Below are 17,374 nucleotides of genomic sequence, written 5' to 3'. Positions count from 1 at the left end.
ATGAGAAAAATAAAAATAGTCCTCTACCTCGTTATTTGTTTCGGTAATATTTCAGCCAGCGGACAAATAACTCGTGAGACGGGTTCCATAAACGAATTACTTCGTAGCGTGGAAACTCACAATACTGAACTGAAGGCCTTTTCTCAACGCATGCAGGCCCAGAAAACGGAAAACAAACTGAGTAATAACCTGCCAGATCCTACGGTGAGCTATTCACATCTGTGGGGAGCTGATAACAGTAGTGAAACAATTGGTGAATTGATTGTGTCGCAAAGTATGGACTTTCCTACATTGTACCATACCCGGCGGCAACTTAACAGGCAGAAAAATGTAATGGCCGATCACGAATATCAATTAAAAAGAAGAGAGATTCTGCTCAAGGCACAGGAAATCTGCTTTGACATTATTCTGCTCCGCGAGGAACAACTTCTATTAAAGGAACGCCATCAAAATGCTTCTGAACTAGCTATTTTGTATCAACAGCGGATTGAAAGTGGCGATGCCAATGTCATTGAACTTAATAAAGTTAAACTGGAATTACTCAATGCTAAAACTGAAGCAAGTATAAACGAAACGAATCTTAAGAAGAAAGAAGAGGAACTGATTATATTAAACGGAAACACTCCCTTTCAGACAGAGCAGCTGACTTACCCAGCGATTGTTTTGCCTACTGATTATGCCGAAATAAAAGATGATGTACTGAACGGAGAATTGGCACTGGCAGCTTTAGAACAGGAAAGCCGGGTTGGGCACAACTTGCTGAAAGTAGCCCAAGAAAGCTGGTTACCTAAACTGGAAATAGGATACCGCAGAAATACAGAATCGGGTGCCCCGTTTAACGGGTTCGTAGTAGGATTCAGCGTTCCATTGTTTGAAAACAAAGGCAAAGTAAAAATGGCCCGGCAGCAATTGCTCAGCACTGAGTTGAGTAAAGAGCAGGTTAAAAGCGAAACTTCCTACAACGCATTGCAGAACTTTCGCGAAGCACAAAAAACAAAACTACTCATGGATGAATATGCTTCGCTATTCAAGGAACACTCCGACTTACTTATTCTAAAGGAAGCATTAAAAAGTGGTCAGATATCATTGATAGAATATTTCTCCGAAGCAGCAATTATCTACCAAAGTCAACTAAACTATCTCCAGCTAGAGAACAAATATCATAAAACAGTAGCCAGCTTGTTTAAAAACAAATTATAGGGTGCGTACTACCTCGGGTAAATAACCGCTTCTTATCCTCCATTCTTGGGGATACAAATTATTAGCTCTGTTCCCGATATTTTTCACAAATCCTAATGGCAATTGTTTGTAAGTGAGCAATACATATCCGCGAGGGGCTGTTACATCTAATGTGACAGCCTCTTTCCTCAGGTAGGCAATGGCCTGTTCATAAGCGACTTCTACCCGAGGAAAAATGTCGGAACGAAGAACGGAGCTCATAGCTAGAGAGTGATCGGGAATCAGGTCCTTGCCTTTCACTTCTCCGATAACAACACCTGCAAAAATAACATGCAGATATTTCTGGATGAGCTGTAACTCATTTTGGTACTGCATTGGAAAAGCATATATCGTTGAGGGATTAAGAGACAACAATTGGTATTCCTCATTCTTATCAACCCATGTTTTGGCCTTTTCAAAAAACTCCTTCAAAGGTGCAACTCCTCCTTTGTTTTTGCTTTTACCGGACTTGGGTCCACCAGCAGAGAGAGTCCGCTGGTTTTCTTCTTTTCCGTATGGTTTACGTAAAACAGCTAAAAAGAATCCTTCTCCTTTGGTTATATGGGGCATAAAACGGTAAACTGGTAATCTCGCATCGATAAGACATCCTTTAATACCCCATTCTTCATGGGTATCAACAGGCAATACCTCCGCACCCAATTCATGTTGCATCCACAACAGATTTTCTTCATCTTCGTGTGTATTATAAGTGCAGGTACTGTAAATAAGTAGTCCACCCGGCTTAAGTGAAGACCAGATATCAGCAAGTATCCGTCGTTGTCTTTTCCAGCACACATCCACGTTTTCTTGGCTCCATTCAGTTACTGCCGTTGCATCTTTACGGAACATACCTTCACCCGAACAAGGTACATCAGTGAGAATCACATCAAAGAAATGCTCCAAACAAGTGAAATCAGCCGGATCATTATTAGTTACCACAACACACGGGTTGCCCCACTTTATGATATTCTCAGCTAATATATTTGAGCGTGAACGAATCACTTCATTGGCAACAAGCAAACTACCTTCGGGTAAAACTCCCAAGCAATGCGTTGATTTTCCTCCGGGTGCTGCACACAGATCCAGCATCACAGACGGAACATTTACATATTGTTTCAGAGCTTGCTCCAAAAACATGGAAGAAGCTTCCTGCACATAGTAGCAACCGGCATGAAACAACGGGTCAAAGGTAAAGGTAAAACGTTCATCCAAGTAATAACCGGTAGAACACCATGGAACACTCTCCAGACGAGGATCATTCCTATACCCTGCCATTGATTTTAGGGGATTGAACCGAATACTAACAGGAGTTTCCTGTTGCAAGGCTGTGTAAAGTTTATCATACTCCTCTTCGCCCAATAAATGGCGCGTATATGCTATAAAGTCGGCAGGTAAGTTCATTTTGTTCTTTTAAAGAATGCAAATATCAAAAATATTTCGTCTCTTTGCAACTTTCAGTCGCACATAATCCGTCTAAAACACAAAGAAGAAATTTAAATTAAAAAATAAGAAGCATATGAAACGAATCATTTTTGTATTAATGGCCAGTATGGCCTTGTGTTCGCTGACTCTGGCTCAGAACAAAACAATCGCAGCAAAAGACAGCGTAGAAAAAACCAAAGTCACAGTTACTCAAAATGACAATTCTGCTGATGAAGAAAACTCGGATGCAACTTCCGCAGCTGAGTATACGGACACTCCCGATACCTCTTCAAACAATGCAACAATGTCTTTTGATGATGATTTTCCTTTTCAAACAAATGGAAAAGGCTGGGAAGCAGCTTTATTAATACCCATCATTGCTATTGTAATGGGCATAGGTCTTCCAATGTTTATTGTCTTTATAGCTTTTTACTTCAGGTATAAAAACAAGAAAGCGCAATACAGACTTGTAGAACAGGCTTTAGCCGCCGGACAGCCTATCCCGGAAAGCATGTTCAAGCAGAATTTGGATAGCGACATTCGGGTAAAGGGAATTAAGAATACCTTTTTAGGACTGGGACTTTTTATCTTCTTGTGGGCACTAACCGACGAATTCGGACTAGGGTGTATAGGTTTACTAATTATGTTTACCGGGTTGGGACAGCTGGTTATTCACTACACACAAGAATCGTCATTTAAGGGAAGCACGGCTAACAGACCGACAGCTCCCAGACAATGTGAAGAGAAAGCGGAAGAAAAAGAAGCCAAGCAGTCAGTTGAAGAATGAGTCAGCTTAACGACATATCATTAGTAGCGCAGGTCGTGGTGTTTAAAAACACCAAGGCCTTCGACGAGTTGGTTAAAAAGTATCAGTCGCCCATCAGGCGCTTCTTTTTAAATCTGACGTGTGGTGATAGCGAATTAAGCGATGACTTGGCACAAGACACATTTATAAAGGCATACACAAACATTGCATCTTTCAAAAATTTATCGAGTTTCTCAACTTGGCTGTACAGAATTGCATATAATATTTTTTATGACTATATTCGCAGCCGGAAAGAGACTAACGATTTAGATGCCAGGGAGGTAGATGCTATTAGCAGCGTAGAGCAAGATAATCTGGGCCAGAAGATGGACGTTTATCAGTCGCTTAAAACTCTCAAGGAAATAGAACGGACTTGCATAACACTATTTTACATGGAAGATGTAAGCATAGAGAAGATAGCAGGAATTACCGGATGCCCTGTTGGTACTGTAAAGTCACACTTATCAAGGGGAAAAGAAAAGTTAGCTAATTACTTAAACAAAAACGGTTATGACAGAAATTGATGATAAAATGCTAAAACAATTCTTCAATGACAATAAGAATGAGGTTGAAGATAACGGATTCAGCGAAAGGGTAATGTCACATTTACCGGGAAGAGCCCAACGCTTGGCTAAACTGTGGACATTGATTTCTTTCCTTTTAGCAATTACTTTATTTGTGATACTTGACGGTTTTCAAATTATTGCGGGTATTTTGAGAAATGTATTTGTTTCTCTTGTACAAAATGGAGCCGAGAATGTAGATCCCAAATCACTTCTCATTGCATTAATTGTACTCGTGGTAATAGGTATACGCAAAGCATGTTCCATTGCCTGATTGAATGATATATATCTTATTGTTTTGACGTATACAAAAAGAAATATAAAACTATTGCTTTTTTTATTTATTTCTCTCTTGTGCATGCAAGGTTATGCACAAGAGAGAAATGATTCTATTTATACGACCGATTCGATACTGAATAACCAAAGAAGCGATTCGATTCTGGTTCACTTTCTACAGAAAATACAAATACCAATAACTGATACCAACGAAGTGAAACTTTTAAAGAGTGGAGAAGAAAAATTTCTCTGTCTCTTTTCTGAAATAAAAAAAGCTAAGCATCACATTCACCTAGAGTACTTTAATTTTCGCAACGACTCTATAGCCAATGCTCTTTTTGAGCTTTTAAAAGTCAAAGCCAAAGAAGGCGTTGAAATACGTTTGATTTTTGATGCATTCGGCAACTGGTCTAATGATAAACCGTTAAAGCAAAAACACTTGGATTCCATAAGTAGCTATGGGATAGAGATTACTAAATTTGATCCGTTCAGATTTCCTTACCTAAACCATGCTTTTCACAGAGACCATCGAAAGATAGCCATCATTGACGGAACTATTGCATACACAGGTGGAATGAATGTGGCCGATTACTACATAAAGGGACTACCCAAGATAGGCAGTTGGCGAGATATGCACATCCGTATACAAGGAAAAGCCGTGAAATACTTACAAGATATTTTTCTGGAAATGTGGAATGAAACAACTAAACAGCAGGTTGAAGGAGCTGCTTATTATCCCCAATTTTCTGGAGACACAGCCATATTTGATAAAAGCATCGCTATTGTTGACCGCGCACCGCGCATCCGTTCCAAAGAAATGCGGAAGACTTATGCAGCATCCATACGGTCGGCCCAACACTGCATACAGATTGTAAATCCTTACTTTGTTCCTACACATTCTATTCGTGAAGCCCTGAAAGATGCACTTGCCAGAGGTGTAAAAGTAGAAATCATGATTTCATCCAAATCGGACATACCTTTCACTCCGGAAGCTACATTCTACCTCGCTCATAAACTAATGAAACGAGGAGCTAACATATACTTATTTAATAAAGGTTTCCATCATTCCAAAATTATGATGGTGGATAGTTTATATTGTACAGTAGGTTCGGCTAACCTCAATAGTCGGAGTTTACGCTATGATTACGAAACCAATGCTTTCATTTTCAGCAAACAAACCACCAAGGAGTTAAGCGATTTATTTGAAAAAGATAAAAAGGGAAGCATCTTACTTACTCCTCAAAGATGGAAAGAACGCTCAAACTGGAAAAAAATTCTCGGATGGTTTGCTAACTTGCTCACTCCATTTATTTAAAATTCGTATAGCAAAAAAGAAACATTCTGCGTACATTTGCATACATAAGCAATATTCACTGAAACATGAAACAATATTTGGAACTTCTCGACAGAGTACTAAAAGAAGGAATCAGAAAGGAAGACCGAACTGGAACCGGAACGATTAGCGTATTCGGACACCAGATGCGGTTTAACCTCGAAGAAGGTTTCCCATGCCTTACAACCAAAAAGCTTCACTTGAAATCAATTATCTATGAGCTTTTATGGTTTCTCAAAGGAGATACCAACATCAAGTATCTTCAGGAAAACAATGTTCGTATTTGGAACGAGTGGGCAGATGCAAACGGTGATTTGGGACATATTTATGGATACCAATGGCGTTCGTGGCCCAATTACGAAGGAGGGTTTATTGACCAAATCAGCGAAGCTATTCATACCTTGAAAACCAATCCCGATTCACGCAGAATCATTGTAAGCGCATGGAATGTTGCAGATATTCCCCATATGAATCTGCCGCCCTGCCACATCCTTTTTCAGTTCTATGTAGCCAATAATCGTTTGAGCATGCAACTGTATCAACGAAGTGCCGACATTTTTCTAGGTGTACCTTTTAATATTGCTTCTTACGCCTTGCTTTTACAGATGGTAGCGCAAGTCACAGGTTTACAGGCAGGAGATTTTGTGCACACATTAGGTGATGCACATATTTATCTCAATCATCTGGACCAAGTTAAACTACAACTATCACGTGATCCGCGTCCACTCCCCCAAATGAAAATAAACCCGGATGTGAATGATATCTTTAAATTCGAATTCGAAGATTTTAGTCTGGAAAACTATAACCCGCACCCACATATTAAGGGAGAAGTATCTATATAACCTGATGAATGAAATTATTATAATAGCTGCTATTGACAAAAGGAATGCCATTGGTTTCCAAAATAAGCTCCTTTATTGGTTGCCCAACGATTTGAAACGTTTTAAGACGCTAACAACAGGCAATACACTCGTTATGGGAAGAAAAACGTTTGAGTCACTTCCCAACGGAGCGCTTCCAAACAGGAGAAATATCGTAATTTCTTCCAATCGGGATTTAAGCTACGCAAATGCTGAAATATTTTCAAATTTGGAAGAGGCCATAGGGAGCTGTCAGGATGAGAAAGTATTTATAATTGGCGGTGAGAGCATTTATAAACAAGCTATTGATTGGGCCGATCGCTTGTGTATGACAGAAATACATGCAGAGGCAGAAGATGCAGATGCCTATTTCCCCACTATAAAACCTGATTATTGGAAAGAGGAAAGCAGAGACGATCATCCTGCTGATGATAAACATCCCTGCTCTTATTCGTTTGTCAATTACGTAAGACGAAATTAATCCTCATCAATATCTACCATGATGGGCATCTGCCTTTTAATTGCTTCATGGAAAGAAATCAGCGTTTCAGTTCTAGCCAAGCCCAATGGTTGTAATTTATCATGAATAATGCTCAATAAATGATGGTTATTCTTGGCATATATTTTAATAAACATATCATATTGGCCGGTAGTAAAATGACATTCAACCACTTCAGGAATATGCTCCAATGCTTTCGCTACAGAATCAAAAGATTCAGGATCCTTCAAATATAAACCAATATAGGCACAAGTTTCATAACCTATCTTTTCCGGATCAAGAACATATTCAGAACCTTTTAGTATTCCTAAGTTTGTAAGTTTCTGAATTCGTTGATGTATGGCAGCACCGGAAACGTTACAAGCTCTGGCAACCTCTAAAAAAGGAATCCGGGCATTGCCAGCTATAAGTTTCAGAATTTGTTCGTCTAATGAATCCAATTGATGATGTCCCATTTAAATCAAATTATATAAGTATAAAATTACACATTGCATTTTTTCGCAATGAATATGCAAAGTTAATCATTTATTTCACAAATAATCATTCAATTTATTACTTTTATTTGCAAAATAAAGATAAATCAAAAGAAACAGAAAACAAAAACACTGTCTATGTATTAACAAGAATAATGCATACCTTTGCAATATTCAAATTGTTATATTATGAAATTACTATTAAGTATCCTTGTAGCTATTTTGTGCATTGATAATGCCTACGCACAGAAATTCGAAGATTATTTCGTCAACAAAAGTATCAGAGTTGATTACATATTTGCCGGAAACAGTTCGGTTCAACAAATCTATCTGGATGAACTATCGGCCTTGCCTCAATGGGCCGGTAGAAAAACACATCTAAATGAAGTGCCTCTGAAAGGGAACGGGCAAATCATTATGAAAGATATTAAAACCCAGCAAGTAATTTACAAAACATCCTTTTCTTCTCTTTTCCAGGAATGGATAACGACAGACGAAGCTAAACAAATAGCTAAATCCTTTGAAAACAGTTTTGTTCTGCCGTATCCTAAAGATAGTGTGGAAGTCGAAGCATTATTGTTCGATAGCTACGGAAAAGAAACTAGTAAACTAAAACACATCATTGATCCGAAAGACATATTGATACACCAAAAAGAATCTGCGCACATCCCATACAAATACATCATACAAAACGGTGACTATAGCCAATGCATTGACATTGCTATTCTTGCAGAAGGCTACACGGAAAAAGAGATGCAACAATTCTATGCTGATGCAGAAATTGCCTGTCAAAGCCTTTTTGAGCATGAACCTTTCAAATCAATGAAAAGTAAATTCAACGTGGTAGCTGTTGCATCACCTTCGGCTGATAGCGGGGTAAGCATTCCCAAAGATCGTTTATGGAAGAAAACTGTTTTTTCATCACATTTTGATACTTTTTACTCAGAGAGATACCTGACTACCAGCAGAGTGAAACAAATTCACAACGTGCTGGCAGGCATACCTTACGAGCATATCATCATTCTAGCTAATACCAAACAATATGGAGGTGGAGGAATATTTAATGCCTTTACACTTACAACAGCACATCATCCTCTCTTCCGCCCCGTTGTTGTGCACGAATTCGGCCATAGCTTCGGTGGATTAGGAGATGAATATTTCTATGAAGATGATGTTATGAATGATACGTATCCTAAAAGCGTAGAGCCTTGGGAGCCCAATATTACCACTCTAGTAAACTTTAGCACGAAGTGGAAAAGTCTACTGACTACCTCCACTCCGATACCTACGCCGGTAGATAAAAAAGACAAGTACCGCATTGGCGTTTATGAAGGGGGTGGCTATTCTTCCAAAGGGATATATCGTCCTGCATACGACTGCAGAATGCGTACCAATGATTGCGCAGAATTTTGTCCGGCATGCCAAGACGCATTGCGTAAACTAATCCTTTTTTACACTGAAAAATAAAATGATTGAGATTGTCCGTATCACAGATTGTTCTACCCAAGAATATCAGTTTACAGAAGAATTATTAACCGCGAGCTTTCCCGAAGAAGAATACCGGGAGTTAGCTATGCTGAGAAAATATGTAGAGAAGGAAAAAGATTTTTACTATCACATTATTTTGCATGACGAAGAACCCATTGGTTTGGTTTCATTTTGGCAACTAAGCAACTATTACTACGTGGAACATCTTGCTGTCCACACCAATAAAAGAGGGAAAAATTACGGAGGACTGATTCTAAGTCTACTGAAAGAGAGGCTACAACAGATTATATTAGAAGTGGAGCTTCCAAACGACGAAACATCCATGAAAAGAATCAAATTCTACCAAAGGAATGGTTTCCATCTTTTGGACTATGATTATCAGCAGCCTCCATATAGAAAAGGAGGCAGATGGATTCCCATGAGACTGATGACAAACAGTGTTTCATCGAGTGAACAGATCCCACAAATTGTGAAAGAAATACATCAGAAAGCATACCACTGCATCAAGTAAGTGATAAGACTATAAAAAAAGAGATAGCCGTTTGACTATCTCTTTTTTATATAATTAGCTAACTGATTACTGACGCGGCTGCGCAGAATAGTTAATCTTAAGAGCGTAAGCTTGACGAAGAGCCTGTTTAATATCAGTTACAACACCCATCTTAGTTTCTTTGTCAATTTTCAAAGATACGGTCATAAAGGGTTGGTCCTCTTCTTTCATACTTGATCTCTCTTGCGTAATATAGTCTTGAATCTGACTAATTTCAGCATAACTATCATTTAACTGGATACGGCTTTCAGAACCGAGTTTCTTACGAAATTCAGCGGTAGGCTTACCCACATAGATGAAAGTTACAAGAGACTTCTTCTCTAATTTTTCCAATTCAGTACCCGTAGGAACCTTGAACTCAACCTTTAATGTAACTTCACGCATTGTTGTTACAATCATAAAGAAGAACAACAAGGTGAAAATAAGGTCAGGTAGAGAAGAAGTATTCAGCGCAGGCATTCCACGCTTACCGGTTTTATTAAATTTTCCCATTACTTCTTTCCTCCTCCGTAGTTTTTAGGTTCAGCCTCAGAAATCTTCTGAGGATAAATTTCACGAATCGCTTTTTGCTGCTCTTCATCCAAATCAAGATAATTTTTCTGCCACTTTTCCTGAGCAAGTTCATTTCTTAACTCATTGTATGCAGCAACTAGTTCATTTTGAACATCAATATATGCCTGATAAGTTGAATTACGGTCATTTTGTAAAGAGATCACGTGTTTCTCCGTTACCTGAACATTACCAAAGAAAGGAATATCTTTATTGTATTTTTCAGGCAATGATTCGTCATTGTACGGATTCGCAATGAAATCTTTTGCTCTTTGTCTTAATTGCTTAATGCTGATATAATCCTTACCACACATAAGTTGGTCTTGGAAGTTCAGATAAACAACAAGAACATTTCGTTCTTTAACTATCACATCATCTTGTTTCTGATCCTTTTCGGGTGGAGGCGGCAAGCGTCTGGCCAAACCACGGTCAGTATCCATAGATGTTGTAATAAGGAAGAAGATAAGCAACAAGAAAGCAATATCCGCCGTAGAACTTGAGTTAATCTCAGGTACACTTCTTTTTCCTTTTGCCATTTTATGCTATCTCCTAATTATTTAAATTTCTTAGAAATCCCGAATCCTAAAATCAATAGGATCAGAACAGCCATCATTATGTAAATAGTATATAAGAACATATCTGTCAGTTTCAACCAGAAGGGTACATTTTCAGCACCATCATAACCCGGCATTACCAACGCCTGCTCACTACCTGCAGCCCAAGCAACGATTAAAAGACCTACAAGAACTATAATACTAGCTAACGATTTAATAGCAGCTTTTGGTGAATCAATAAAGTTCATCACAAACTGGTAAACAGCCGCAGCCAAAGTTATAACAATTGTTATACCTAATAGAACATACATCAAATAGATCAGAGAATCCGTATATACTGGCTGTGACATATCCGGTACAAGTGGATTGGGATCTTCCCCGCCAAAGAAGAAGAGGCCTGCCACAATAATCGTAATAGCTAGTATTACGTAAAGTACCGAACCTGAAACTTTCTGAATTTTCATTTTCATATCCCTGACTAATTATTTTTTGTATTTCAAATTGTATTTAATTACCATATCAAGCAATGTAATAGAAGAATCTTCCATATCACTTGTCAAGGCTTCAATTTTAGAAAGGATGTAGTTGTAGAATAATTGAAGAATCAAAGCAACGATCAAACCGAAGATAGTTGTAATCAAAGCCACTTTCATACCACCAGCAACAACTGTAGGAGAAATATCACCAACTTGTTGGATTTTGTCGAATGCCTGAACCATACCGATAACTGTTCCCAAGAATCCCAAAGAAGGAGCCATTGCGATGAACAGTGTGATCCAAGAACAACCTTTTTCAAGGTAACCAGCTTGTACACCACCATAAGAAACTACTGATTTCTCAACCACGTCGATACCTTGATCAACTCTCATCAAACCTTGATAGAAAATTGAAGCAATAGGACCTCTTGTGTTGCGACATACGTCTTTAGCAGCTTCAACATCACCTTTTTCCAAGGCAGCTTCAACAGCAGCAATCAGTTTCTTTGAGTTAACTTCAGCCAAGCTCAAGTAGATAACTCTTTCAATACAGAAAGCCAAACCAATAACTAAAGCGATAGCTACGAAACTCATGAAGAATGCAGAACCCTCGATGAACTTAACTTTAAGTTCTTTGTGAATACCACCTTCTTCAGCACTAACAGGTGCAGCAGCAGCTTCGTCAGCTGGAGCAGCAACTTCCTGAGTAGCAGCAGAATCAGTAGCAACAGCTTGTTCAGTTTGTTCAGCCGCAGGTGCATCTTGAGCCTGAGCAAGTTGAGTTGAGCCAAATGTAAGGACTCCCATCACAGCAACAATTGCAAATAACTTTTTCATTGTGTGTCTAATTTTTAAGATTAATTAATTGAATTATTATTATTATATTTACTCACGTTCTATCATTTAATAACAGCGGAGAGAGCGGGATTCGAACCCGCGATACACTTTTGGCGTATACACGCTTTCCAGGCGTGCCTCTTCAACCACTCGAGCATCTCTCCAACGATACATCCATCAAAAAAACAGATGGCTTGGTGATGCATCCGAATGCCTTTTGAGGATTTCAGGCACAAATGTATTCTTTTTTTTCTTTTTCCCCAGCATTATCGCTTTTTTATATTTAAGTTTCCCACAAAATTAATAAACTTTAAAATCTGAATGGAGTTATTTGAGCATTCCAAACACTTTTAATGCATTCTCAGACGTAAGTTGGGAAAGGTGTTCTGGACTTACTTTACACACCTCGGCCACTTTCGCCAAAGTATCCTTTATAAAGGCACTTTCATTGCGTTTACCCCTGTGCGGCACAGGGGCCAGATAGGGAGAATCTGTTTCTAAGACAAGCCTATCGAGCGGAATAAGAGGTAATATCTGAGGCAAAACAGATTTCTTGAACGTTACGGTTCCATTAATCCCAAACATAAACCCGGCAAATTCCATAGCCTGATTCAATTCTTCAAGTGTACCCATAAAACTATGAAATATGCCTTTCAGTGAACTGCCTTCGTACTCTTTCAGTACCTTATATATATAACTAAAAGCATCTCTACAGTGAATAACAATCGGCAAGTTATATTGCAAAGCCAATTCTATTTGAAATTTGAAAGCCTCAATCTGCTCATCAAGAAAAGTTTGATCCCAATACAAATCCATGCCCACTTCACCCACAGCAACATACGTTTCATTTTCCTTCAGCTGCCAGCTGATCTCTTCTAGCTCATGTTTGTACGTACTATTCACACTAGTAGGATGTAATCCGATCATAGGAAAGCAATAACCTTTGTATTGGTTACAGACCTCTAATAAAGGAGTTACCGTACTACTGTCAATATTGGGCATAAATATATGTGAAACACCTGCCATACGGGCTCTTTCAATCACTTGAGGCAGGTCTGAGGAGAATTCCTCCAAAAACAGATGTGAATGTGAATCGATGACAGTCATTAATCTTTCTTTTCTCCTGCTCTATAATAATATACAATACCGTATTCACGGCATAAATCTAATCTCTTATCGACATCGGGCATGTCTTTATAATAATCTTCAATTTGATTCCACGCGTCCAAAATCAATTCATCGACCTGTGGCCTCATCAAAGTCACATCTTCCAGACTTTCTGCCGTCAGCCGCTGCAAATTCTTTTGCCTCTCGTTGCTTTCAACAAAGATATCATAACGGACCTTCACTTTGGCTATTGTGGGATTATAAATAGGTATCCCGCCTTCGGATGTACGTTTCATTTCGCCTACAATAATTTTTTCTCCCCACTCCATTAACGCAGCTTCGCTGATCAAGTCTGGGACATTATGTACATTGGGCTGTAATCCATAATAGTTTTTTTGTGCAGGTTTAATTTCCATACGCAATGCAGCCAAATTAAGTACCTGAATAAAATGAGAGATGTACAAGCGTGCCAGTTTCGTATTTTCCTGATGCTTTCTACTAGCTTTAGACTGATTATCAAAACAATCTTTATAGTACTCACTCAACCGTCTGAAACGGTTGAGCAAACCTCTGATCTTTGATATGGTATTCAAAGACACCGCCATTTCGGAAACAGAGATCATTCCAACTTTTTCCAGAAGCTTTTCCATGGCTCTAATTCTGGCTTGATCGGTATTTGGTAAACGTCTGTAGGGCATGAAACTATAAATTTAGGTCACACTTCTCTTTCTCTTAAATTATAAATAATATCTTTTAATTGCAATTTGCGTTCGTCGGGCACATTCAATTGCATCAAACAATTTTCGGCCCGTTCACAATACATTTCTATTTGCTGCTCACAATACATTCTAATCCCCAGCTCATCATAAACAGACTTGACTGCAGCAATCTTCTCTTGAGGAACATATTCGGTAGCACTCAACCATTTTTGCAAGATTATTTTTTGCTCATTATTACTCTTTACCAAAGAATTGATGAGTAAGAAAGTCTTTTTGTTGCACAAAATATCTCCGCCTATATTTTTGCCAAAAACTTTAGGATCACCATATACATCAAGCAAGTCATCTTTCAGCTGAAAGGCCAAACCAATATTTATACCTACTTCATATAATAAATCAGCATCTTTAATAGAAGCTCCTGCGAGAATAGCCCCCAGTTTTAAGCTACAAGCCAGTAAAACAGCCGTTTTCAACCGTATCATATCAAGATATTCCCTTTCAGAGACATCATTACGGTTTTCAAACTCCATATCAAACTGTTGGCCTTCACAAATCTCCAATGCCGTGCGACTAAAAAGTGTAATAACCTCTTGCAATTGAGAAGAGTCACAACTTCCTACCAGTTGATAAGACAATACCAACATGGCATCGCCCGAAAGAATAGCAGCATTATCATTCCAGACCCGATGCACAGTGTCTTTTCCACGTCGTTTATCGGCCCTATCCATCAAATCATCGTGCAGCAACGTATAATTGTGATACATTTCAATGCCCATCGCCACGGGCAATATGCTTGCAACCTCCTCCTTATATATATTATGCGCCATCATCATCAAAACGGGCCTGATGCGTTTTCCACCCAAAGAAAGTACATATTTTACAGGATCATATAAACTTCTCGGCGATCTGTCGAAAGAGTAGGCCGACAAATACTCATTAAATAAATCAAGCAGTTGAGATTGCGAATACATCATTTTCGGGAAAAGTTAATAAAACGGTTATTTATGTAAAAGGGCTGCTTTTGGCAGCCCTTACACTTTAACAATATAAAAATTATTGCAGTCTAAACATTACAGGCACCGTGTACTTAACACGTACTGCCTTTCCTCTTTGCATACCGGGTTTCCATTTAGGCATGGTACCAATCACACGCAAAGCTTCCTTATCCAAGTAAGGGTCAACACTACGAACAACCACCGGGTCAACAACAGAACCGTCTTTGTTCACAACGAACTGAACGATTACACGTCCTTGAGTTCCGTTTTCCTGAGCAATAGTAGGATACTTGATGTTTTTAGCAAGGAACTGCATCAATGCAGCCTGTCCGCCCGGAAAATCCGGCATCACTTCCACTACTTGGAAAATGGTTTGTTCCTCAGGTTCTTCTTCCACCACCTTAACAGGTACATACTTCACTTCAACTTTAGCACCTGTATCTTCAGTAGATGCAATCGCAGTTTCCTTAATGTCTGTCTTATCATCAACAATACTAAGCACTTCAGCTACAGCAGGCGCATCGGGTGGTGGCGGCGCTACTTTCTCTTCTTGTTGAGTGATAGGAATAATTTCCTCTTCAAAATTGAGATCGGTCAAAGCCTGGCTGGTATCAATCTTTATGTCACGTTTGGTCCATTCGAACGCTACGAACATAAAGGCTAAAACTACCACGTAACCGACGAGCAACCAGGTAGACTTTTTATTCTCCAGGTCCGCTTTAGGCGATTTTTTAACTTCCATAATATAATTATTAATAAACGTGTGTCTTCTTTGGGGCAAATATAGTACATTTTCAATGATACAATAACTCCTTAAATTCCTTTTTTTACTGCTTGCCCCATATTTTTCGTTTTTTTAAGGTAATCAGAAGTTCTCGATGCAAACATGGCGTTGATATCTATAAAATGAAGTATATTTGACGCCGAAAACCGATCTGTTATATCATATTAAAAAACAATGAAAAAGATTACAATTGCCATAGACGGCTTCTCTTCCTGCGGTAAAAGTACAATGGCCAAAAGCCTTGCCAAAGAAATCGGATATATCTACATCGACAGTGGTGCCATGTATCGTGCCGTAACCCTATATTGCATAGAAAACGGGCTGATAGAAGACGGTGAGATACGTACAGAAACGCTCAAAGAAGACCTAAAAAGAATAAACATATCGTTTAAGATTAATGCAGAAACCGGACAGCCCGACACATACCTGAACGCTGAGAACGTAGAAAACAAAATTCGCACAATGCTTGTTTCTTCCATGGTAAGTCAGGTTAGCGCTCTTGATTTTGTTCGTTCGGCCATGGTTGAACAGCAACAAAAAATGGGTAAAGAAAAAGGTATTGTCATGGATGGCCGCGACATTGGGACCACTGTTTTCCCCGATGCAGAACTTAAAATATTTGTTACGGCATCGGCTGAAGTACGTGCGCAACGCAGATTTGACGAGCTCAAATCAAAAGGTCAGGAAGCCAGTTATGATGAGATATTGCATAACGTGAAGCAGCGCGATTACTTGGATCAAAACAGAGAAGTAAGTCCGCTACGCCAAGCCAGTGATGCCATTTTATTAGACAACAGCACCCTAACCATAGAAGAACAAAAAGCCTGGCTTATCAATCAGTTTAACCGGGTGGTTAATCCATAAACAGATTAGCTGCCACAAAGCACAGGTATTATGATTAAAGTAGAAATAGACTCAGGATCCGGCTTCTGCTTCGGAGTGGTCAATGCCATCAAAAAAGCAGAAGAGGAGCTTTCAACAGGAGAGACACTGTATTGTTTGGGAGACATTGTTCACAACGGACGCGAAGTGAACCGACTGAACACGAAAGGATTAATTACCATTAATCACGAAGAATTCAGCCAACTTAAAAACGTAAAAGTACTGCTAAGAGCTCACGGAGAACCACCTGAAACCTACGAAATAGCCAGAAAAAATAACATCGAAATCATTGACGCCACCTGTCCGGTAGTTTTGAGGCTCCAAAAGAGAATCAAGCAAGAGCATGACGGTAAACAAGAAGTGACTACTCCTGCGCCAAATGAAGATATACAAATTGTTATTTACGGTAAAAACGGACATGCCGAAGTGTTGGGATTGGTCGGACAAACAGCCGGAGAAGCCATTGTTATAGAGCATTTTGACGAAGTCAAAGAGTTGAATTTCAATAAAAGCATTAGGCTGTACTCGCAAACCACGAAGTCACTGGATGGCTTTAAACGAGTAGTGGAATACATACAAGAGCACATATCCCCCGAAGTTACTTTTGAGTATTACGACACTATCTGCAGGCAGGTAGCCAACAGGATGCCCAATATCAGAACATTTGCGGCCTCGCACGATCTTGTTTTCTTTGTTAGCGGTAAGAAAAGTTCCAACGGCAAAGTGTTATTCAACGAATGCAAAAAGATGAATGAGAACACTTATTTTATTGAAAGTGCTGATGAAATTGACCTTTCGGTTCTAACGAAAGACATCCGGTCCATTGGTATTTGCGGTGCCACATCTACTCCAAAATGGCTGATGGAAGATATTAGCATGTTTATCAAAGAAAAGGTCAAAGAACTTGAAAATTAACGTTATTTATTAGTAGATAGTTTACTTTGAGTGCAAAGCGCCCTAAATAATCTGGCTTTTTGCTATCTT

Annotated in this window: 21 protein-coding genes and 1 tRNA gene; 11 read left to right on the top strand and 11 right to left on the bottom strand. The window is 39.0% G+C overall.

From position 1 onward, the window contains the following. Positions 1-1,200 carry a TolC family protein gene (locus ACKPCE_RS06845; protein ID WP_319504613.1) on the top strand — a complete coding sequence of 400 codons (1,200 nt, stop codon included), beginning with the start codon at positions 1-3 and terminating at the stop codon, positions 1,198-1,200. Here the strand turns inward: ACKPCE_RS06845 and ACKPCE_RS06840 are convergent. Beyond that, on the bottom strand, positions 1,195-2,619 hold the full coding sequence (locus ACKPCE_RS06840; RefSeq protein ID WP_319504612.1) for a methyltransferase RsmF C-terminal domain-like protein: 1,425 nt from the start codon (positions 2,617-2,619) through the stop codon (positions 1,195-1,197). The genes ACKPCE_RS06845 and ACKPCE_RS06840 overlap by 6 nt on opposite strands. Before the next feature lie 115 nt (positions 2,620-2,734). Between ACKPCE_RS06840 and ACKPCE_RS06835 the strand changes: the two genes are divergently transcribed. The 6 genes from ACKPCE_RS06835 to ACKPCE_RS06810 all read left to right on the top strand — a co-directional run bounded on the left by ACKPCE_RS06835 (position 2,735) and on the right by ACKPCE_RS06810 (position 6,958). After that, positions 2,735-3,427 carry a DUF6249 domain-containing protein gene (locus ACKPCE_RS06835; protein WP_308765339.1) on the top strand — a complete coding sequence of 231 codons (693 nt, stop codon included), beginning with the start codon at positions 2,735-2,737 and terminating at the stop codon, positions 3,425-3,427. Continuing rightward, positions 3,424-3,969 carry an RNA polymerase sigma factor gene (locus ACKPCE_RS06830; RefSeq protein WP_024997609.1) on the top strand — a complete coding sequence of 182 codons (546 nt, stop codon included), beginning with the start codon at positions 3,424-3,426 and terminating at the stop codon, positions 3,967-3,969. The genes ACKPCE_RS06835 and ACKPCE_RS06830 overlap by 4 nt, the downstream gene beginning before the upstream one ends. Further along, positions 3,956-4,282, top strand: a complete 327-nt coding sequence (locus tag ACKPCE_RS06825; RefSeq protein ID WP_024997610.1) for a DUF5056 domain-containing protein — start codon at positions 3,956-3,958, stop codon at positions 4,280-4,282. Before ACKPCE_RS06830 ends, ACKPCE_RS06825 begins: the two co-directional genes overlap by 14 nt. 84 nt (positions 4,283-4,366) lie before the next feature. Then, entirely contained in the window at positions 4,367-5,599 is a 1,233-nt protein-coding gene (cls, locus tag ACKPCE_RS06820; RefSeq protein WP_407654956.1) for a cardiolipin synthase, read from the top strand. 65 nt (positions 5,600-5,664) lie between these two features. Further along, positions 5,665-6,459: a thymidylate synthase gene (locus ACKPCE_RS06815; protein WP_024997612.1), complete on the top strand. Its 795-nt coding sequence runs from the start codon at positions 5,665-5,667 to the stop codon at positions 6,457-6,459. A gap of 4 nt (positions 6,460-6,463) precedes the next feature. After that, on the top strand, positions 6,464-6,958 hold the full coding sequence (locus ACKPCE_RS06810) for a dihydrofolate reductase (RefSeq protein WP_319504611.1): 495 nt from the start codon (positions 6,464-6,466) through the stop codon (positions 6,956-6,958). Here the strand turns inward: ACKPCE_RS06810 and ACKPCE_RS06805 are convergent. Then, entirely contained in the window at positions 6,955-7,431 is a 477-nt protein-coding gene (locus ACKPCE_RS06805; protein WP_027317952.1) for an Lrp/AsnC family transcriptional regulator, read from the bottom strand. The genes ACKPCE_RS06810 and ACKPCE_RS06805 overlap by 4 nt on opposite strands. 207 nt (positions 7,432-7,638) lie before the next feature. Here ACKPCE_RS06805 and ACKPCE_RS06800 point away from each other — a divergent pair, with 207 nt between their 5' ends. Further along, the gene (locus tag ACKPCE_RS06800) at positions 7,639-8,916 is read left to right on the top strand and encodes an IgA Peptidase M64 (protein ID WP_319504610.1); all 1,278 of its coding nucleotides are present in this window, start codon (positions 7,639-7,641) and stop codon (positions 8,914-8,916) included. Position 8,917: 1 nt separating this feature from the next. Beyond that, complete coding sequence (locus ACKPCE_RS06795) at positions 8,918-9,448, top strand: GNAT family N-acetyltransferase (RefSeq protein ID WP_319504609.1); 531 nt, start codon at positions 8,918-8,920, stop codon at positions 9,446-9,448. A gap of 66 nt (positions 9,449-9,514) precedes the next feature. On the opposite strand, the gene ACKPCE_RS06790 is transcribed toward ACKPCE_RS06795, so the two are convergent. From ACKPCE_RS06790 to ACKPCE_RS06750, 9 genes are all read right to left on the bottom strand, one after another. After that, a complete protein-coding gene (locus tag ACKPCE_RS06790; RefSeq protein ID WP_024997616.1) occupies positions 9,515-9,979 on the bottom strand; it encodes an ExbD/TolR family protein in 465 nt (154 codons plus the stop codon). Then, entirely contained in the window at positions 9,979-10,572 is a 594-nt protein-coding gene (locus ACKPCE_RS06785; RefSeq protein WP_319504608.1) for an ExbD/TolR family protein, read from the bottom strand. Before ACKPCE_RS06785 ends, ACKPCE_RS06790 begins: the two co-directional genes overlap by 1 nt. A 17-nt stretch (positions 10,573-10,589) precedes the next feature. Further along, entirely contained in the window at positions 10,590-11,060 is a 471-nt protein-coding gene (locus tag ACKPCE_RS06780) for a hypothetical protein (protein WP_319504607.1), read from the bottom strand. 12 nt (positions 11,061-11,072) lie between these two features. Then, complete coding sequence (locus tag ACKPCE_RS06775; protein ID WP_024997619.1) at positions 11,073-11,903, bottom strand: MotA/TolQ/ExbB proton channel family protein; 831 nt, start codon at positions 11,901-11,903, stop codon at positions 11,073-11,075. A 76-nt stretch (positions 11,904-11,979) separates the two neighbouring features. Beyond that, a tRNA-Ser gene (locus ACKPCE_RS06770) sits at positions 11,980-12,067 on the bottom strand. A gap of 163 nt (positions 12,068-12,230) precedes the next feature. Then, complete coding sequence (locus ACKPCE_RS06765) at positions 12,231-13,010, bottom strand: TatD family hydrolase (RefSeq protein WP_319504606.1); 780 nt, start codon at positions 13,008-13,010, stop codon at positions 12,231-12,233. Beyond that, on the bottom strand, positions 13,010-13,708 hold the full coding sequence (locus ACKPCE_RS06760; protein ID WP_319504605.1) for a hypothetical protein: 699 nt from the start codon (positions 13,706-13,708) through the stop codon (positions 13,010-13,012). The genes ACKPCE_RS06765 and ACKPCE_RS06760 overlap by 1 nt, the downstream gene beginning before the upstream one ends. Before the next feature lie 17 nt (positions 13,709-13,725). After that, positions 13,726-14,700, bottom strand: a complete 975-nt coding sequence (locus ACKPCE_RS06755; RefSeq protein ID WP_319505933.1) for a polyprenyl synthetase family protein — start codon at positions 14,698-14,700, stop codon at positions 13,726-13,728. A gap of 82 nt (positions 14,701-14,782) precedes the next feature. Then, positions 14,783-15,466 (bottom strand): energy transducer TonB, encoded by a 684-nt coding sequence (locus tag ACKPCE_RS06750; RefSeq protein ID WP_319504604.1) that lies wholly within the window; start codon positions 15,464-15,466, stop codon positions 14,783-14,785. A gap of 216 nt (positions 15,467-15,682) precedes the next feature. Between ACKPCE_RS06750 and cmk the strand changes: the two genes are divergently transcribed. Both cmk and ACKPCE_RS06740 read left to right on the top strand, forming a co-directional pair. Beyond that, on the top strand, positions 15,683-16,372 hold the full coding sequence (gene cmk / locus ACKPCE_RS06745; RefSeq protein ID WP_308765344.1) for a (d)CMP kinase: 690 nt from the start codon (positions 15,683-15,685) through the stop codon (positions 16,370-16,372). A gap of 30 nt (positions 16,373-16,402) precedes the next feature. Further along, entirely contained in the window at positions 16,403-17,305 is a 903-nt protein-coding gene (locus tag ACKPCE_RS06740; RefSeq protein ID WP_276964736.1) for a 4-hydroxy-3-methylbut-2-enyl diphosphate reductase, read from the top strand. Positions 17,306-17,374: the final 69 nt, after the last annotated feature.

Source organism: Bacteroides graminisolvens (genome assembly GCF_963666085.1).
Classification (GTDB): Bacteria; Bacteroidota; Bacteroidia; order Bacteroidales; family Bacteroidaceae; genus Bacteroides; species Bacteroides graminisolvens.
Note: the sequence above shows the minus strand (reverse complement) of the source record. Positions and strands in the feature narration are given on the sequence as shown.

Bases quoted from the DNA above. Each gene is read 5' to 3' on its own strand.
- ACKPCE_RS06845 (WP_319504613.1), top strand. From the start codon at position 1: ATGAGAAAAATAAAAATAGTCCTCTACCTCGTTATTTGTTTCGGTAAT.
- ACKPCE_RS06840 (WP_319504612.1), bottom strand. From the start codon at position 2,619: ATGAACTTACCTGCCGACTTTATAGCATATACGCGCCATTTATTGGGC.
- ACKPCE_RS06835 (WP_308765339.1), top strand. From the start codon at position 2,735: ATGAAACGAATCATTTTTGTATTAATGGCCAGTATGGCCTTGTGTTCG.
- ACKPCE_RS06830 (WP_024997609.1), top strand. From the start codon at position 3,424: ATGAGTCAGCTTAACGACATATCATTAGTAGCGCAGGTCGTGGTGTTT.
- ACKPCE_RS06825 (WP_024997610.1), top strand. From the start codon at position 3,956: ATGACAGAAATTGATGATAAAATGCTAAAACAATTCTTCAATGACAAT.
- cls (WP_407654956.1), top strand. From the start codon at position 4,367: ATGCAAGGTTATGCACAAGAGAGAAATGATTCTATTTATACGACCGAT.
- ACKPCE_RS06815 (WP_024997612.1), top strand. From the start codon at position 5,665: ATGAAACAATATTTGGAACTTCTCGACAGAGTACTAAAAGAAGGAATC.
- ACKPCE_RS06810 (WP_319504611.1), top strand. From the start codon at position 6,464: ATGAATGAAATTATTATAATAGCTGCTATTGACAAAAGGAATGCCATT.
- ACKPCE_RS06805 (WP_027317952.1), bottom strand. From the start codon at position 7,431: ATGGGACATCATCAATTGGATTCATTAGACGAACAAATTCTGAAACTT.
- ACKPCE_RS06800 (WP_319504610.1), top strand. From the start codon at position 7,639: ATGAAATTACTATTAAGTATCCTTGTAGCTATTTTGTGCATTGATAAT.
- ACKPCE_RS06795 (WP_319504609.1), top strand. From the start codon at position 8,918: ATGATTGAGATTGTCCGTATCACAGATTGTTCTACCCAAGAATATCAG.
- ACKPCE_RS06790 (WP_024997616.1), bottom strand. From the start codon at position 9,979: ATGGGAAAATTTAATAAAACCGGTAAGCGTGGAATGCCTGCGCTGAAT.
- ACKPCE_RS06785 (WP_319504608.1), bottom strand. From the start codon at position 10,572: ATGGCAAAAGGAAAAAGAAGTGTACCTGAGATTAACTCAAGTTCTACG.
- ACKPCE_RS06780 (WP_319504607.1), bottom strand. From the start codon at position 11,060: ATGAAAATGAAAATTCAGAAAGTTTCAGGTTCGGTACTTTACGTAATA.
- ACKPCE_RS06775 (WP_024997619.1), bottom strand. From the start codon at position 11,903: ATGAAAAAGTTATTTGCAATTGTTGCTGTGATGGGAGTCCTTACATTT.
- ACKPCE_RS06765 (WP_319504606.1), bottom strand. From the start codon at position 13,010: ATGACTGTCATCGATTCACATTCACATCTGTTTTTGGAGGAATTCTCC.
- ACKPCE_RS06760 (WP_319504605.1), bottom strand. From the start codon at position 13,708: ATGCCCTACAGACGTTTACCAAATACCGATCAAGCCAGAATTAGAGCC.
- ACKPCE_RS06755 (WP_319505933.1), bottom strand. From the start codon at position 14,700: ATGTATTCGCAATCTCAACTGCTTGATTTATTTAATGAGTATTTGTCG.
- ACKPCE_RS06750 (WP_319504604.1), bottom strand. From the start codon at position 15,466: ATGGAAGTTAAAAAATCGCCTAAAGCGGACCTGGAGAATAAAAAGTCT.
- cmk (WP_308765344.1), top strand. From the start codon at position 15,683: ATGAAAAAGATTACAATTGCCATAGACGGCTTCTCTTCCTGCGGTAAA.
- ACKPCE_RS06740 (WP_276964736.1), top strand. From the start codon at position 16,403: ATGATTAAAGTAGAAATAGACTCAGGATCCGGCTTCTGCTTCGGAGTG.